The sequence below is a fragment of the Pseudoalteromonas haloplanktis ATCC 14393 genome (genome assembly GCF_000238355.1).
Classification (GTDB): domain Bacteria; phylum Pseudomonadota; class Gammaproteobacteria; order Enterobacterales; family Alteromonadaceae; genus Pseudoalteromonas; species Pseudoalteromonas haloplanktis.
Window position 1 is genome coordinate 116,489 of the sequence record NZ_AHCA01000010.1, and the last position, 16,578, is coordinate 133,066.

Annotated in this window: 16 protein-coding genes; 10 read left to right on the forward strand and 6 right to left on the reverse strand. The window is 39.3% G+C overall.

Annotation, left to right across the window (positions count from 1 at the left end):
- Nucleotides 1–71: 71 nt before the first annotated feature.
- A complete protein-coding gene (asnS, locus tag PHAL_RS0117355; protein WP_016709703.1) occupies nt 72–1,469 on the reverse strand; it encodes an asparagine--tRNA ligase in 1,398 nt (465 codons plus the stop codon).
- 287 nt (nt 1,470–1,756) lie between these two features.
- Between asnS and PHAL_RS0117360 the strand changes: the two genes are divergently transcribed.
- Nucleotides 1,757–2,191 (forward strand): AAA family ATPase, encoded by a 435-nt coding sequence (locus tag PHAL_RS0117360; protein ID WP_016709704.1) that lies wholly within the window; start codon nt 1,757–1,759, stop codon nt 2,189–2,191.
- Between the two features lie 63 nt (nt 2,192–2,254).
- On the opposite strand, the gene bioA is transcribed toward PHAL_RS0117360, so the two are convergent.
- On the reverse strand, nt 2,255–3,544 hold the full coding sequence (gene bioA, locus PHAL_RS0117365; RefSeq protein ID WP_016709705.1) for an adenosylmethionine--8-amino-7-oxononanoate transaminase: 1,290 nt from the start codon (nt 3,542–3,544) through the stop codon (nt 2,255–2,257).
- Nucleotides 3,545–3,639: 95 nt separating this feature from the next.
- Between bioA and bioB the strand changes: the two genes are divergently transcribed.
- The 5 genes from bioB (at nt 3,640) to htpX (ending at nt 8,343) form a co-directional block, all read left to right on the forward strand.
- Complete coding sequence (gene bioB, locus PHAL_RS0117370) at nt 3,640–4,680, forward strand: biotin synthase BioB (protein ID WP_016709706.1); 1,041 nt, start codon at nt 3,640–3,642, stop codon at nt 4,678–4,680.
- A complete protein-coding gene (locus PHAL_RS0117375; protein WP_016709707.1) occupies nt 4,680–5,822 on the forward strand; it encodes an 8-amino-7-oxononanoate synthase in 1,143 nt (380 codons plus the stop codon). Before bioB ends, PHAL_RS0117375 begins: the two co-directional genes overlap by 1 nt.
- Nucleotides 5,819–6,622: a methyltransferase domain-containing protein gene (locus PHAL_RS0117380; RefSeq protein ID WP_016709708.1), complete on the forward strand. Its 804-nt coding sequence runs from the start codon at nt 5,819–5,821 to the stop codon at nt 6,620–6,622. The genes PHAL_RS0117375 and PHAL_RS0117380 overlap by 4 nt, the downstream gene beginning before the upstream one ends.
- On the forward strand, nt 6,619–7,302 hold the full coding sequence (gene bioD / locus PHAL_RS0117385) for a dethiobiotin synthase (protein WP_016709709.1): 684 nt from the start codon (nt 6,619–6,621) through the stop codon (nt 7,300–7,302). The genes PHAL_RS0117380 and bioD overlap by 4 nt, the downstream gene beginning before the upstream one ends.
- A 180-nt stretch (nt 7,303–7,482) precedes the next feature.
- Entirely contained in the window at nt 7,483–8,343 is an 861-nt protein-coding gene (gene htpX, locus PHAL_RS0117390; RefSeq protein ID WP_016709710.1) for a protease HtpX, read from the forward strand.
- Between the two features lie 69 nt (nt 8,344–8,412).
- On the opposite strand, the gene PHAL_RS0117400 is transcribed toward htpX, so the two are convergent.
- Both PHAL_RS0117400 and PHAL_RS0117405 read right to left on the reverse strand, forming a co-directional pair.
- A complete protein-coding gene (locus PHAL_RS0117400; RefSeq protein WP_016709712.1) occupies nt 8,413–9,930 on the reverse strand; it encodes a hypothetical protein in 1,518 nt (505 codons plus the stop codon).
- Nucleotides 9,931–10,205: 275 nt separating this feature from the next.
- Entirely contained in the window at nt 10,206–10,418 is a 213-nt protein-coding gene (locus tag PHAL_RS0117405; protein ID WP_016709713.1) for a hypothetical protein, read from the reverse strand.
- A gap of 94 nt (nt 10,419–10,512) precedes the next feature.
- On the opposite strand from PHAL_RS0117405, the gene PHAL_RS23175 reads away from it, so the two are divergent.
- Together PHAL_RS23175 and PHAL_RS0117415 are read left to right on the forward strand one after the other, a co-directional pair.
- Nucleotides 10,513–11,004: a GNAT family N-acetyltransferase gene (locus PHAL_RS23175; RefSeq protein WP_158217510.1), complete on the forward strand. Its 492-nt coding sequence runs from the start codon at nt 10,513–10,515 to the stop codon at nt 11,002–11,004.
- Between the two features lie 84 nt (nt 11,005–11,088).
- Nucleotides 11,089–11,961: an alpha/beta hydrolase gene (locus PHAL_RS0117415; RefSeq protein WP_016709715.1), complete on the forward strand. Its 873-nt coding sequence runs from the start codon at nt 11,089–11,091 to the stop codon at nt 11,959–11,961.
- 432 nt (nt 11,962–12,393) lie between these two features.
- Here the strand turns inward: PHAL_RS0117415 and PHAL_RS0117420 are convergent, their stop codons facing one another.
- Nucleotides 12,394–12,915, reverse strand: coding sequence for a TetR/AcrR family transcriptional regulator (locus PHAL_RS0117420; RefSeq protein ID WP_016709716.1), 522 nt, complete (start codon nt 12,913–12,915; stop codon nt 12,394–12,396).
- Between the two features lie 109 nt (nt 12,916–13,024).
- On the opposite strand from PHAL_RS0117420, the gene PHAL_RS0117425 reads away from it, so the two are divergent.
- Nucleotides 13,025–13,222 (forward strand): hypothetical protein, encoded by a 198-nt coding sequence (locus PHAL_RS0117425; RefSeq protein WP_016709717.1) that lies wholly within the window; start codon nt 13,025–13,027, stop codon nt 13,220–13,222.
- A gap of 56 nt (nt 13,223–13,278) precedes the next feature.
- On the opposite strand, the gene PHAL_RS0117430 is transcribed toward PHAL_RS0117425, so the two are convergent.
- Entirely contained in the window at nt 13,279–14,490 is a 1,212-nt protein-coding gene (locus PHAL_RS0117430) for a porin (RefSeq protein ID WP_016709718.1), read from the reverse strand.
- Between the two features lie 333 nt (nt 14,491–14,823).
- Here PHAL_RS0117430 and PHAL_RS0117435 point away from each other — a divergent pair, with 333 nt between their 5' ends.
- Entirely contained in the window at nt 14,824–16,410 is a 1,587-nt protein-coding gene (locus tag PHAL_RS0117435) for an ABC-F family ATPase (RefSeq protein WP_080571550.1), read from the forward strand.
- The last annotated feature ends 168 nt before the right edge of the window (nt 16,411–16,578 follow it).

The following is a 16,578-nucleotide window of genomic DNA, read 5'->3' on the forward strand; positions in this document are numbered from 1 at the left end:
CAACCCTAGGGCTGGCTTTTTTAGTAATCTCTATAGCAATAATCTATATTAGTAATGAGCATCAACTCATTTTAGTAAGTTGCACTGCCTTTAGTACGTGGAAAGGCGATTACGTCACGTACGTTGCCCATACCAGTAACATAAGCAACTAAACGTTCGAAACCTAGGCCAAAACCAGAATGAGGCACTGAACCATATTTACGTAGGTCGCGGTACCAGCTGTAGTCTTCTTTGTTTAAGCCCATTTCGTCTAAACGCGCATCAAGTACATCAAGGCGTTCTTCACGTTGCGAACCACCAATGATTTCGCCAATACCTGGTGCTACAACATCCATTGCAGCAACGGTTTTACCGTCTTCATTCTGGCGCATGTAGAATGCTTTAATATCGCGCGGATAGTTTTTAATAACTACTGGTGCTTTAAAGTGTTCTTCAGCTAAATAGCGCTCGTGCTCAGATTGTAAATCTACACCCCATTCAACGGCGTATTCAAATTTCTTACCACAGCTTTTAAGAATTTCAACCGCGTCTGTGTAATCAACTTGGGCAAAATCTTTCTCAACAAATTCTTCAAGGCGGGTAATAGCCGTTTTTTCAACGCGTTGCGCAAAAAATTCCATATCATCACGGCGTTCTTCAAGTACCGCTTTGAATACGTACTTAAGCATGTTTTCAGCTAATTTGGCGATATCTTCTAGATCAGCGAAAGCCACTTCAGGCTCTACCATCCAAAATTCAGCTAGGTGGCGTGATGTGTTTGAGTTTTCAGCACGGAAAGTTGGACCAAAAGTATAAATTTTTGACATCGCTGAAGCGTAAGTTTCACCGTTTAACTGACCTGATACAGTAAGGAACGCTTCTTTACCGAAGAAATCTTCGCTGTAATCAATCTCGCCTTTATCTGTACGTGGTAGGTTTTGCATATCTAACGTTGATACGCGGAACATTTCACCTGCACCTTCACAGTCACTTGCAGTGATAATAGGGGTACTGATCCAGTAATAACCTTGCTCATGGTAAAAGCGGTGAATAGCTTGCGCTAAACAGTTACGTACACGTGTTACTGCACCAATCATGTTAGTACGTGGGCGAAGGTGAGCGTGTTCACGTAAATACTCAATGCTGTGGCGCTTAGCCGACATTGGGTATGAATCTGGGTTTTCTACCCAGCCAAGCACTTGTACGCTGTTTGCTTGAATTTCATATGATTGACCTTGACCTGCTGATTGTACTAAAACACCAGTAACTGACACCGAGCAACCAGCGGTTAGGCGAGTAACTTCATCATAATTATTAAGTGAATTAGGGACTACCGCCTGAATAGGATCAAAACACGAACCGTCATGAACGGCTAAAAATGAAATTCCTGCTTTTGAATCGCGGCGTGTACGGATCCAGCCTTTAATTGTTACTTGGCTGTCTACCGCAACCTTGCCTTTTAATAGCTCTGAAATCGCTAAGTGGCTCATCTTCACTCCAATGATATAAGTTGCCTACATTAATATGTGCGCCATTGCACTTGAACGGTGTATCTTACCTTTGAATGTAAAATAAAAAAACATTCAAAGGTAACTCTTTGCTTATTCTTTTGCATTTTTGTGATTTTTTGTCGTTTAAAACCTGTAACTTTAAATTTTCGTGATAAAAAATCACTGAGATCATAATTTAAAGGTGATTTTCACTGCGATCAAAATGGATTTTGTGGCATTATGTCAAATTACGGTATTTAAATTAACTTGCTAAATATATAGGTATTATGAAACAAGTCTTTATTTTACGTGGTTTACCAGGGTGCGGTAAGTCTTATTATGCGCAAAGCCTAGCGGATGAAATGGTCGCAGGCGATCAAAGCCAATACTTAATTTGTTCGACTGATGATTATTTTTATAATGAACAAGGTGACTATCAATTTGATAAGTTTAAATTGTCGCAATACCACAACTTGAATTTAGCTCGTTTTATAAATGCGTTGGCGCAAGATATCCCACTGGTCATTGTTGATAACACCAATATAAAAAAATGGGAATTCATAGCTTATAGCCAAGCTGCGATAGCTCTGGGTTACCAAGTTAAAGAGGTAATAGTGGGTGAGGTTAAAGATAAATCAATGCAGCATTTGTACGCCAAACGTAATAGCCACAACATACCACTCAAAATGATCAGCAAAATGGCTTACATGTTTGAGTGGTAACACGCTCACACTCTCGTAGGCTAAAAACCAGCAAAGTTTGAAAGCGCGCTATATTACTCATCTTTAGTAATGCTTAGCGGCGATTGCGGTATAAATCGCATCTGCCAACAAGGTTATATCCGCTTTGCTGCTAATATAGGGTGGCATTAAATAGATAAGCCGACCAAATGGACGGATCCAGGCATTTTGACTAATGAAGAAAGCTTGGATTTTGGCAACATCGATGACACTATCAAGCTCTACCACGGCAATTGCACCAAGTGTTCTGACATTAACAACCTGTTCCAGCTCATTACAACGGTGTAATACTTGCAGAGCATCATTTAAATGGGCTATTTGCGCTTGCCAATCTTGTGCAATTAATAGGTCTATACTTGCACAGGCCACTGCACAGGCGAGAGGGTTCCCCATAAAAGTCGGGCCATGCATTAATACACCGGCTTCACCTTCACTAATACCAATGGCTATTTTATCTGTGGTTAAGGTGGCAGATAAGGTCATCATTCCGCCTGTCAGCGCTTTGCCTATACATAAAATATCAGGCTCTATCTCTGCGTGTTCAACAGCAAATAATTTACCAGTACGGCCAAAGCCTGTGGCTATTTCGTCACAAATTAATAAAACATCATATTGCGTACACAATGCTCGCACGGTTTTTAAATATTCGGGGTGATAAAAATTCATGCCACCAGCATTTTGCACAATTGGCTCAATAATAAACGCGGCGATGTGTTGATGGTGCTGCGCAAAGCGCTGAGCAAGCTCATCTGCTTCATGTTGATCAAACGTGTCACCAAACTGGCTTTGCGGCGCGGGCACAAACACATGCTCTGGTAAAAAGCCTTGGTATAGCGAGTGCATTGAGTTAATAGGGTCACAAACACTCATGGCCGCAAAAGTATCACCATGGTAGCCCTTTAACGGCGTCATTAGTTTTTGCTTAGTCGTGATCCCTTGGCTAAGCCAATACTGCAACGCCATTTTGATTGCCACCTCAACACACACTGAACCGCTATCTGCTAAAAACACTTTTTGAAGTTGACTTGGTGTGATTGCAATAAGCTTTTTACACAGCTCTACAGCAGGTGCGTGGGTGAGTCCGCCAAACATTACATGACTCATTTTATCTACTTGCTCAATCGCGGCATTTTTTAATACCGGGTGGCCGTAGCCATGAATGGCACTCCACCAAGAAGCCATTCCATCAATTAGTATTTCGCCTGTAGCTAAGAAAATACGATTGTCTTGTGTGTGACTAACAGGGTACACAGGCAAAGGCTGAGTCATTGATGTGTAGGGGTGCCAGATGTGTTGGCGATCAAAATCAAGGTCTACTGGGTGTTTTTTATTCATTGGTAAACTTAATGTCGTTTGAGTTCGTTGACAATGTTACGCCAAGTCGTAGACTAAGCCAATATCACCGTCATGAAAAATAAAAAGAGAGAATTATGGAGTTTGCAGCTGTTCGCCACGATTGGACACATAAAGAAGTAAAAGCCTTATTTGAAATGCCGTTTAACGATTTATTGTTTAAAGCGGCATCTGTGCATCGTGCTAACTTTAATCCTAACGAAGTGCAAATATCTACGTTACTATCAATTAAAACAGGCGCTTGCCCTGAAGACTGTAAATACTGTCCGCAATCAGGCCATTATAAAACAGATCTAGAGCGTGAGCGTCTCCTTGAAGTAGAAAAAGTGGTTGAACAAGCGCGTTTAGCAAAACAAAAAGGCGCAACTCGCTTTTGTATGGGGGCTGCGTGGTCAGATCCTAAAGACAGAGATATGCCATATATTTCGCAGATGGTTAAAGAAGTTAAAGAGCTGGGTCTTGAAACCTGTATGACATTAGGCATGCTAGATAATCAAAAAGCCCATGCACTTCGAGAGGCCGGGCTTGACTATTACAACCATAACCTTGATACCTCGCCAGAATATTATCAACAAATCATCACAACTCGTACCTTTCAAGATCGTTTAGACACCATTGGTAATGTACGTGATGCGGGTATGAAAGTATGCTCGGGCGGTATTGTTGGTATGGGTGAGCAAGCAGCCGACCGTTTTGGTTTATTAATGCAATTGGCTAATTTACCGCAACAACCTGAAAGTGTGCCAATAAATATGTTAGTGAAAGTTAAAGGCACGCCACTGGAAAATGTCGATGACTTAGATCACTTTGAGTTTATTCGTACTATAGCCGTTGCGCGTATTATGATGCCACATAGCTATGTTCGTTTATCAGCAGGACGAACTGCAATGAATGAACAAATGCAATCAATGTGTTTTTTTGCTGGTGCTAATTCAATTTTCTATGGTGATAAATTGCTAACCACTGAAAACCCAGAAGCTGATGCTGATATGAACTTAATTAAAAAGTTAGGCATGAATCCTGAAAAACGTCATGACTACTCAGATGAAGCCTATGAAGCATCGTTATCATCAGCGGTAGCTGATAAAGCAACTTCAGGGCTGTTTTACGAAGCATAATGGCATTTTCATATTTACAAGCGCATCTTCAAACTCGCCGCGAAGATGCGTTATTGCGTCAGCGCCATTTAATTACTCACGCTACGGCTCGTGAAATCACGGTTGCGGGTAAACACTATCTAAATTTTGCCAGTAATGATTATTTAGGGTTTGCTGAACAACCGTCTAGTTTGCTACATACACAAGCATTGGGAAGTCATAGTTCGCCGCTTGTAACAGGTTATCAACAGAGTCAACATCAATTAGAGCGTTATCTATGTGAGCAGCTTGGCTATCAAAGTGCCTTGCTGTTTAATAGTGGTTTTAGTGCTAATAGCAGCGTGCTGAAAGCGTTGTTTCAAGATAAGGCGACAGCACAAAATAGTGCTATTTTTCAAGATAAACTCAACCATGCCAGTTTAATTGATGGTGCTTTACACTCTCAGGCCGCCATGGTTCGCTTTAACCATAATGATACTCGGCATTTAACCTCACGTTTAGAAAAATCAACAGCGAAAAATAAGTTGATCATCAGCGAAGGGGTATTTTCGATGGATGGCGATCATGCACCCATTGCAACACTGCGCGATATAGCGAACAGTTATAATGCCTGGCTTATGATAGACGATGCGCATGGCTTTGGCGTATTAGGTGAAAACGGTCTGGGAAGTTGTGAGCAAATTAAACCAGAGCTTCTGGTGATCACCTTTGGTAAGGCTGTTGCAAGTAGTGGGGCGTGTGTATTAGCCAGCAAAGAGGTGATTGATTACCTTTTACAATTTAATCGTGATTATATTTATTCAACGGGGATGTCGCCATTAGTAGCCGAGCTGACATTAACGCGGCTACAGCAAATAAGATCAGAAACAGGATCGCAGAAGCGCCAACAATTAGCCGATAACATTAGCTACTTTAAATTATTGGCAACTCAGCATAGTCTTACTGTGATGCCTTCAACCAGTGCTATCCAGCCAATTGTGCTAGGTTGTGCTGAGCACACTTTAGCTGTTGCAAACACACTTAAGGAGGCGGGAATTTGGCTTACGGCGATCCGCCCACCAACCGTGCCATTTAACACCTCGCGTTTACGTATCACCTTAACTGCAGCACATACTAAAGCGGATATTGAGTGCTTGATCGCTGCTTTGGTGAATGCACTATGATGGCTGTATCGATACCTGTTGTTGTTAATCAACAGCAACAAAAAAAGCACACTGCAGATAAATTTTCGAAAGCAGTGGTTGCTTACGCAGAACATGCGAATGTGCAAAAACGTGCTGCTACGGCGCTGTTAAAAAAAATAGCTAATGTTGAAAGTAATCACACGATGGGTGAAGTGTGCATAGATATTGGGGCAGGACCAGGTGTTAATATCAGCCAACTTAAGCAACATTTTGCTCAGGTTTATGCTGTTGACCTCAGTTTTGAAATGCTCAAACTAGCGAATAACTCAACTGCGTCATTATGTGCTGATATGGATGCGTTACCATTACTAAGCAACAGTGTCGATGTCATATTCAGTAATTTTGCCGTACAATGGTCGAGTAATTTAGCTGTGCTGTTACAAGAGCTTAACCGAGTGCTCAAACAAAAAGGGCGGGTTTACTTAAGTTGCGTGGTTGATGGTTCACTGGCTGAAATAGCCACTGCATTTGCAAAAGTAGATCAACAAAGTCATGTTAACTCGTTTCATAGCGTTGCTCAGTTAAAAAAATACAGTGCAAAAGCTGGGTTCATAATTAATAGTTGTGATCAGGTGTGTTATCAAGATGCGTATCAATCGCCAATGGCTGCACTGCGTTCATTAAAAGCGATTGGAGCAACTAATCAATTGGGAACACAGAAACGTCAAGGGTTATTAACGCGTCATGCGTTACAGCAAGTGTGTGCAACTTACCCATTAACAGATAAGCAAGCCATGGTGAGTTATCAGGTTGTTTTAATGGAATTAACCAAAGTATGAATGAATTTTTTGTCACAGGCACTGATACCGATGCCGGTAAAACTCACGTTAGTTGTTTATTATTAAAATTATTAGCGCAACATAAAAAACGCGCGTTAGGCTTTAAGCCCCTAGCCGCAGGTGCAGAATATGCCTTTGGCGAATTGGTTAATGAGGATGCATTGGCGTTAATGGAAAGTGCCAGTGTTTCTGCGTTCTATAAAGAAGTTAATCCGTTTGTTTTTGCCCCACCAATTGCCCCTCATATTGCCGCAGCAAAGGTAAATGAGCTACTTTCAGTTGAAAAAATTAGCCAAGCATATAGTCAGTTAAAGCAAAAAGACACTGACTATATACTTACCGAAGGCGCTGGTGGCTGGGCACTACCAATAAACGACGATGAGTATTTGTATGATTGGGTAAAAGCACAGCAGTTACCTGTAATATTAGTGGTGGGTATGAAATTGGGTTGCTTAAACCATGCATTCTTAACCGCGGCACATATGCGTGCTTTAGGCGTTAATTGTGTAGGCTGGGTTGCTAACGAAGTTGATCCTAACATGGCTGAGTACGACGCTAATCTTAAATCATTGCAACAACGCCTGCCTTTTCCGCTATTAGCGATAAGCCCATACAGTACTGGCACACCTAAACTAAAAATTTATCAAACTTTGCTTGATATTTTAAAGCTGCGCCCATAGTTATTGAAAATGGATAGTTGACATAGTTTGTCATTATTTCACTAAAAATGATTGCTTTTTAAATGGCTCAGTTTACTATCTGACTATTCTCAGATTTATAATTTTATTAAGTAACGGTTTTAAATATTATTTTTTAACTAGGTCGTTACTTAATACAATTGAAGTTACACTGAGGAAATTATGAAACGTGTTGTGTTGTTTTTACTTACTAACTTAGCCGTTATGCTTGTTTTAGGCATAGTGTTATCTATTTTAATGAGTGTGTTTGGCATTAGTAATCGCAGTTTAGGCGGGATATTAATGATTGCCACAGTATTTGGTTTTGGTGGCTCTTTTATATCTTTATTTATGTCAAAATGGATGGCGAAAAAATCCACGGGTGCGTATGTTATCGAGCAACCGCGTAACGAAACGGAACATTGGTTAGTAAATACAGTTGCTGCGCAGGCTAAAAAAGCTGGTATTGCCATGCCAGAAGTGGCGATCTACGACAGCCCTGAAATGAATGCGTTTGCAACAGGGCCAAGTAAAAATAATTCATTAGTTGCAGTAAGCTCTGGTTTATTACAACACATGGATCAAGATCAAGCTGAAGCGGTGCTGGCCCATGAGGTTTCACATGTTGCTAATGGTGATATGGTGACGCTTACATTGATCCAAGGTGTAGTGAACACCTTTGTCATTTTTATCGCAAAAGTACTTGCCGGAATCGTTGACAATTTTATCAATAGTGACGAAGAAGAGGGTGGCAGCAGTTGGACTTATTTCTTGTTTGATATGATATTCCAAGTTCTATTTGGTGTATTAGCAAGCGTTATTGTTGCTTATTATAGTCGTAAACGTGAATTTGCAGCTGATGCAGGTGCCGCACATTTAGTGGGTGCACAAAAAATGCGTTCCGCACTTGAACGACTTAAACAGAATCACCCTTCACAGTTAGAGGGATCAATGATGGCGTTTGGTATTGCAAGCGGTAAAGGGGTTGCTGAGTTATTTTCATCGCATCCACCACTGGATGAGAGAATTAACGCGCTACGTTAATCAGCTTAAAGTAGTAAAAAGCCAGCAAAATGCTGGCTTTTTTTGTGATGTAAATTTACTAATTATTATCTAGTTACAGCCTTTTTGAATTGGTTGTGTTGTTACATTCACAACAAAGTCATTGTAGTCTTTGCCATTTTGATCTTCCCAATATTGTTTATTACCATATTTTTTATAGGAAGTTTTAAGATTGTTGGATTTGCCATCAACGGCTAACACATAAGTGATTGAGTCACTTGCCTTAACATCGTAATAGCCGGCAGCGCCACGTTCATCTAATAGCTTAATATATTGGTTGTTTACCTTAATACCCCAGTCATTATTATAAGCTGAATTTTCAGATATAAATGTATACTGGATGCGTGTGTAATCTTCAGGCACACATTGAGCGTCATCATTTAAAATCTCAGCAGGTAATGAGTTAGAACCGGTAACATTAAGCTGTGCAACGGTGTTGATAGTAAATGTTTTAGTTTCACTGTATTCATCGTTATCGACTGTTGGAATTGTTATCGTGGCTGTTGTTTCACCCGCGGGGATAGTCACGGTTTGATCTGAAAAACTGTAATCGCTGTGAGTGGCCGTTCCAACCGTTGTTGATACATAGATTTCACTGTCTTGCTCATAACTATTACTCAGTTTAAGTTGATAAGATAGTGCGTTACCTTCATCAACTGAGTCTGCAATGGCTGTTAAAGTAAAACTTGGGATATCAGATACAGTACAAACAGGAGCGGCATAACATGCTACTGACTCATTAAAGTTTGTGGCAAGGTCGTTGATACGCACTGGAAAATCAGCAACATGGCAGGTATTACCGGTGTTTTTATTTACTTTATATACCTGAGATTTATTAGAGTGCCCAAGATCAGTTAAGATCGTACGGCTTAATAAAATATCGCCTTGTTGATCAAGTGCAGCACCTGTTACGGTTGTTAAGTTGTGATCAGACAATTTTGTTGCAGCTAAATTATTAACATCAACAGAGTATAAAGACGTGCTGGTTACTAAAATTAGTTCGCCATTTTTAAACACCATATCGCCACGCCAAATACCTTGGTCATTTTCAAGGCCTGATATTTCGCCTAGTAATACCGTTTCTGCGGTATCAGGAGCAATGCTATACAACTTGTTTTTATACGAACCGAGTAAGCGATTATTTTGTTGATCAAACACTAAACGATACATGTTGCTAGTTCTACCAACTTCAACATGTTCGTTGGTGTCTAAATCAACATAGGCTAATTTAATATATTTAAATTTACTGCCACTAATAGGTAATGATTTTAATTCAGTAGAGTTAAAGTTTAGGTGTTCTACGTCAACTTGGTATTCCATTGGACGTGGAGCAGAAATATAATACAAGCGATTCGTGTCTGTTACATGGGCAAGTGCAGAAGAACTGTACTTTGCTCGCGAATGTGCTTGAGTTTGTTGTGTGTACTCATCGAGTTTAAATACAATACCGGTGTCACCACGGCCTGCATTTATACCATAGAGTTGTCCTGTACATTGATTTGCTTGCGCAACTTGCAAAGATGAAAGGAGAGCGACAGCAACTGTCGTCATTTTTAGTGCTGATTTCATAGTGTGTAGCCTTAAACTAACGTCCATCGATACAGCTATAGTTAGTTTGAGGTAATTACAGTATGGTTTATAGCTGGTCTATCCTTAATCCCAAAACTGTATTGCTTAATTCCTATAAGCCGAGCGCATCCGTTATTAACCTCAAGGTATGGAGTAATTATCCTAATGCTTGGCTGCAAAATCAACAGATGCGCTCAATGAGTTGCAATTTAGACACAAAATGCTGGCAAAAATGCAACCGATATTAAGACTAAAGAATTGCTTTTGTTTCTGATTTAGGTGTTTTTTGTGGTGTGTTGTTCGCGTGCAAGTTGATTAGGTAGGAGTTGCTCTATTATTTCACGTGCTGATAATGTGTAACGCACACCATCAAACATAACAGATGTAAACTCATCAATGCTGGTGATACCCGTTAAAGTCCACCCTTCACCACGTTCAGGGCAATAAACAGTTGTTGTAGGTTGTATTACTTTAAATTCATCGCTCATAAATTGATTGCTGTGTTATTAACTTGTATGCACGGTATCTTAAGGCAATAATAGTGTGCTTTAAAGCTGTAACTTAATTTTATTTATGAACCCTGTGTTTGCACTATCCCGAATTACATTAAAGCCAATTACTCACAAAGATTGTAGTGCGCTTTGGGGGATTTTATCTGATCCGCTAGTTGCTCAATATAATGACTATTGTGTACCAATTACACGAAATGAGGTAAAGCAATTGATCCAAGATGATATTACAGGTATGTATGAAGGGCGCTCTTTACGGTTTGCATTGTATTTAATAAATACCTCCACTTTAATTGGCTGTATTGGTTTATATGATATTGAGCAGGAGAGTGCTTGGTTAGGTTTTGAATTATCTCCAGAATATTGGGGAAATGGCTTTATGTCTGAAGCATTAGCATTTATGCTAACAAATATGAAAACCGTGACAGGGCTGTTAAACAACGATAACTTAAATATCATGAATCTACATGCAAAGGTGGCACTGGAAAATAGCCAAAGTCAGCAATTACTGCGTCGCTTTAAATTCACACATATAGAGAGTAAGCATTGGATGTATACATTTTAAATCATATTTTGTTACATAACTTTTGTTTAAGTCAGAGTACAGAAAGGGTACATTTTTTAAATCAATCTACACCTAAGCGTTATGATGACTTTATTGGAAAAATTTAATCGAACTTTAATTAGTCGTGTTTTGTGTATAGTAACCCTGACTGCAGCTGCCGTTGTTATTTATAAATATAAGGCACATTACACTTCAAATTTCAAAGATGTGACTATTTATTCGCAGGTGTTGAACGAAAATAGAAAAGTATTTATTCGTTTACCGAGTAGTTTTGAGCCAAAAAAACGTTACTCCTTGATTATTAGAACCGACGGTAACTTTAATTTAGCGCAATGGGATTCTGTAATGGCTGAGTTACCCGCTCAGCAAGACACAATTTTAGTGTCGATCCCTAATCAATTTTGGACCGATACGAGAAATCGTGATTTAGTCCCGCCGTATGCACGCCAAGATGTAAATACCCAGCCGAGACCTGCAAATGAAAATGCGCCAGAAATATTTGGTCAAGCTGATAAGTTTTTAACTTTTATAGATAGTGAATTATTACCTTATTTAGAGTCTCACTACAATTTAACTAATAATCGCGTATTATCTGGTTATTCAGCTGGTGGCAGTTTTGTTTTATACACGATGAGCACTAAGCCTTGGTTGTTTAATGGTTACTTTGCATTTAGCCCAGCGGCTTGGTATGACGATATGACTGTAGTGACAGAATTCAACCAGTTCTTATTAGAGCGTAAAGCTCAACAAGCTAGTACACAGCCCTTATTTTTATATCTTACTGTAGGTGGTGATGAGCACCCTTTAATGTTGAGTGCGTTTAATTTGCTGCAAGAGAAACTTACTATGAATGCTTCGAACATTTCCTGGTATAGTAAGGTTAATAAAGGCCTGAATCATTCTACCAACCCAATACATAGTGTAAGACCAGCGTTAGCTGTTTATAATTCGCAATGATATGAATTATTTCAAAGAACACATCATACCCTATAGTCTAACCTGAAATCTTAACTACAAACCTAATAATGACGTTAGTTATCAAAAGAAGGTAATTAAATTATTAAAGTGATCAGAGTAGGGGAAGAAGAGTAAAAGTTTCCAGCAACCCTGACAAAACTCCTACTATAAATGCAGCATACGGATTAAGTTATACTCACTATCAGCGCAGTACTGTAAAATTACAACAGCCTGCGCTAACAAGCCCTTACTTCACGAAATGAAAGTAATACTGAGTAATTAACTAACCTATTTCGTAAAAAAGCGCGAACGGCGAGGGTAAATAATTTATAAGTAGATTAGTGTGACGTTATGCGCCGCGCAATTTATAAAGGAGTAGTAGCGTTAGAGTTAGCAACGATCACTTTATTGAATCTAACTCATCGTATTTGATCAAATGACAGAGAGCTTATTAGTGAGCTGACGTAACATTTTTTCCGGTTGTGGGTTTTGTTCATTTAACCCTGAAATTACCGTCATAAAGTAACAATCCAACATAACGGTTGCTTTAATATCATCAAACTCAGGTTGTTCACTGAACAAACGCTGTTTGAACTCATTTAGTTGCTGCTCGAAAAAAGTAGTTTGCCAAATCATATCGCTTATTAATATCTTACTAAACTCTTTATTGTTGCAATAAAATTCAAACAACGCTAAGGCATAATGTCGCAGTTTTAAACGCGGGGCATGCTGGGTATCTGTTAGGCTTGACTGATGAATAATAACGTTAATTTGTTGCTGCATACCCGCTTTAAGTATGTCAATCTTATTCTCAAAATGACTAAATACCGTACCTACTGCAACGTTTGCTGCTTTGGCTATTTCTCGTGTTGATGTTTGCTCATAACCTTGTTCTAAAAATAACAACCACGCACTCGTTAAAATTTTATTGTAAGTCTTTTCTTTTTTATTCATTTATTTCAGCATCTTAAAATTTAATACAGCATAGTAATGGATTATATATTGTAAAAATGACTGCGCTCAATTATATTTGTGAGCACGCTCAATTTTAAAAGGATGTCATATGAATACTATTAAGCTCATCATAGGTTACCTGTTATTTGTTCCGTTTATTATTTTTTATTCTTACATGTTAGGACCTGTACTGAAAGCAATTTTATTGCCCGGTGGCATGCTGTTGTTGTGGTTAATACTTGGTCCAAAAGCGGGGTGTTTGGCGTTTAAACAGGCATTTTTTAATCAAAATAACCGAAAAAAATAGGCACGTTTTATACAGTTAGGCTGGTTTAGTATAATAGCCAGCCTAACTGCTAAAGCTTATAAAGTGTAATGGAATCCGATCGCAATACCATCGTCTTCTGATAAACCCATTTGATACTCTTGCTCTTTATCTGCACTTGTGAAGTCACTAAAATCTTTACGTGCCTCTATGTACACTATGGTGTCTGCATCAAATAAATAGTGGATGCCAAAAACACTAAATTGACGTTTAAAATTGTCATTAGGATCGGCATTAAAGTTCGGTTGTATAACGTAATCTGTACCAGCATCAAATATGTTATAAGCGACAAATGTACGAATGTCATTTTCAAATCGATAGGAAAGTAACGACTCTAAACCCACTGCATCTTTGATCAATCGGCCTAAATTATCGGTATCGTGATTCTCGTTTTTATTAATATTAGCCGAAAAATAGATACCTTTACTGTCAAAGTTTCCCCAGGTTACCCCTGCGCCATAAATAAAATCATTGACTGATTGAAGTCGACCACTTGTGTAGTTAACATTTAGCTCGCCGCGGTTAAACCCTGCGGTGAGTTTCAAGTCTGTGTTTACAGAGTAGGTAACAGCAGCTCCATAGGTAGAATTAAACTCTACTTGTTGGGCAATATTGCTGCCATTTTCCCACAATGTTTGGCAAGCAGACTCTGAAATAGCCTCAATATCACAAGTGTAAAAGTCATTATTTTTAAACTGCACCTGAGCTACAAAGCTAAAATCGCCATAATTATTTCGATACTGCAATAACTTATCGCCTCGTCCGGTGCCGTTAATTGCGCCATCATCTTTATTATAAGTGTAAACACCGGCGGCATTACCATCCCAAACTAAGCTGTAATTGGTGCTGTACACAACGTCGTACCATGCGCCCCATTGTTTTCCAACGGTTACTTGACCATATTTTTCATGGGCAATACCCACATAACCTAAGCGGTTGTATAAGAACTCATCTTGAATAGATTCAAAGCGATTGTTATACAGGATATCACTACTACCAACAGGGTTTACCCCCCATTCAAGTAATGCCAGTGCAGTCCATTGATTTTTAAGTTTGCGACTAAAATCAAAACTGATCCGTGATGCACCGTTAACTATTTCTGTCTGTCCCTGAGTATGAATGACTCGGGCGTCGATAAACCCGCCAATGGTCACGTTATTTGTGCCGTCGTCGTATAGCTCAACAGCACTTACATTTGGAGCTACTACGATGCTAGAGGTGAGGATCAGCCGTGCTAACTTGTTCTTCATTCCGTTTTGCCTTGTACTAAAATTCGTATCTTTTATAGGTATGGGCGCAGCCTAACAAAGCTAAATTTAGGGTAAAGTGAAAAAATATCATCAAAAAACAATAGAGGAAATTTGAAAACCACTTTTCGACTATTCTGTAAGCAAGTGTAACAAATTAAGGGTTAAAATGATGATTACTAAAGCGCGTTGACATCAGTTTAGTGCTTTACTTTTTAATTACAAGTTAGGGGAAGTGGACTTGTAGCCCAGCTAATAATACATGGAAAAATTGACCATAATCATATAGACTTCGGCCAATTTTATTTTATGATTTCCCCGTTGGAGGGTAGCGCTATCATTAGTACAGCTAATATCACCATGCAATTTGGTGCTAAACCATTATTTGAGAATATTTCTGCTAAATTTGGCGAAGGTAACCGTTATGGTTTAATTGGTGCAAATGGATGTGGTAAGTCAACATTTATGAAGATCTTAAGCGGTGAGCTTGAGCCTTCTGCAGGTAATGTCAGTACCGATCCTAATGAACGCGTTGCCAAGCTGAATCAAGATCAGTTTGCTTACGAGGAATATTCTGTTGTTGATACTGTGATCATGGGCCACAAAGAATTGTGGGCGATCAAACAAGAGCGTGACCGCATCTATAGCTTACCTGAAATGAGCGAAGAAGATGGTATGCGTGTTGCTGATCTAGAAACCGAATTTGCTGAAATGGACGGTTACTCTGCCGAGTCTAAAGCTGGTGAGTTACTGATGGGTGTGGGTATCGATACGGCACAGCATTATGGCCCAATGTCTGAAATCGCTCCAGGTTTTAAATTACGTGTATTGCTTGCTCAGGTACTATTTTCAGATCCTGACATCATGTTACTCGATGAGCCTACCAATAACTTGGATATTTACACCATCAAGTGGCTTGAAGATGTATTGAATCAACGTGATTGCACTATGATCATCATTTCCCATGACCGTCACTTTTTAAACTCTGTCTGTACGCACATGGCAGATATTGACTATGGTGAGCTACGTATTTACCCAGGAAACTACGATGAGTATATGTTTGCAGCAACTCAAGCGCGTGAACGTTTATTAAGCGAAAATGCGAAGAAGAAAAGCCAAATAGCTGAACTACAACAATTTGTATCACGCTTCTCAGCCAATGCGTCAAAAGCGAAACAAGCGACATCGCGTGCTAAACAGATTGATAAAATTCAGTTGGATGAAGTGAAAGCATCTTCTCGCCAAACGCCGTTTATTCGTTTTGAACAAGAAAAGCAATTATTCCGTAATGCCCTAGAGTTAACCAATCTAGCACAAGGCTTTGATGACATGCTTTTCTCTGGTCTTGAAGGCTTAGTTGAAGTTGGTGAGCGCATTGCGATCATTGGTGAAAATGGTGTTGGTAAAACCACATTATTAAATACGCTAGCTGGGCGTTTAGCACCAAAGCAAGGTGAATATAAATGGTCTGAAAACCATAATATTGGTTATTATGCACAAGATCATGCTGATGAATTTGCAACAGATATGAATTTATTCCAGTGGATGGAACAATGGCAACAAGAAGGTGATGATGAGCAAGTTGTTCGTAGCTTCTTAGGCCGTATGTTGTTTTCACAAAATGATATTAAAAAGTCTGTAAAAGTGATTTCTGGTGGTGAGCAAGGTCGTATGTTGTTTGGCAAGATCATGATGCATAAGCCAAATATCTTGTTGATGGATGAACCAACTAACCACATGGATATGGAATCAATCGAAGCGCTCAATCTTGCACTTGAAGCCTATGAAGGCACTCTGTTATTTGTTTCTCATGATCGTCAATTTGTATCGTCAATTGCCACCCGTATCTGGGAAATAAAAGACGGTAAAATCATCGATTTTCGAGGTACTTACTCTGAGTATTTAGCGAGTAAAGAAGCTTAAGAGTTATTTATTAATAAAGCCATGCATGTCATGGCTTTTTTATTGTCTAATGGTTGCAAATTCATAATTATTGCCTTGTCTAAGTGGTTTTTAATGCTAACTGAACCTCGCATCTTGAGAAGGTTTGGGTATATAATACCGACCATAAATGCGGACATTAGTCCGCTA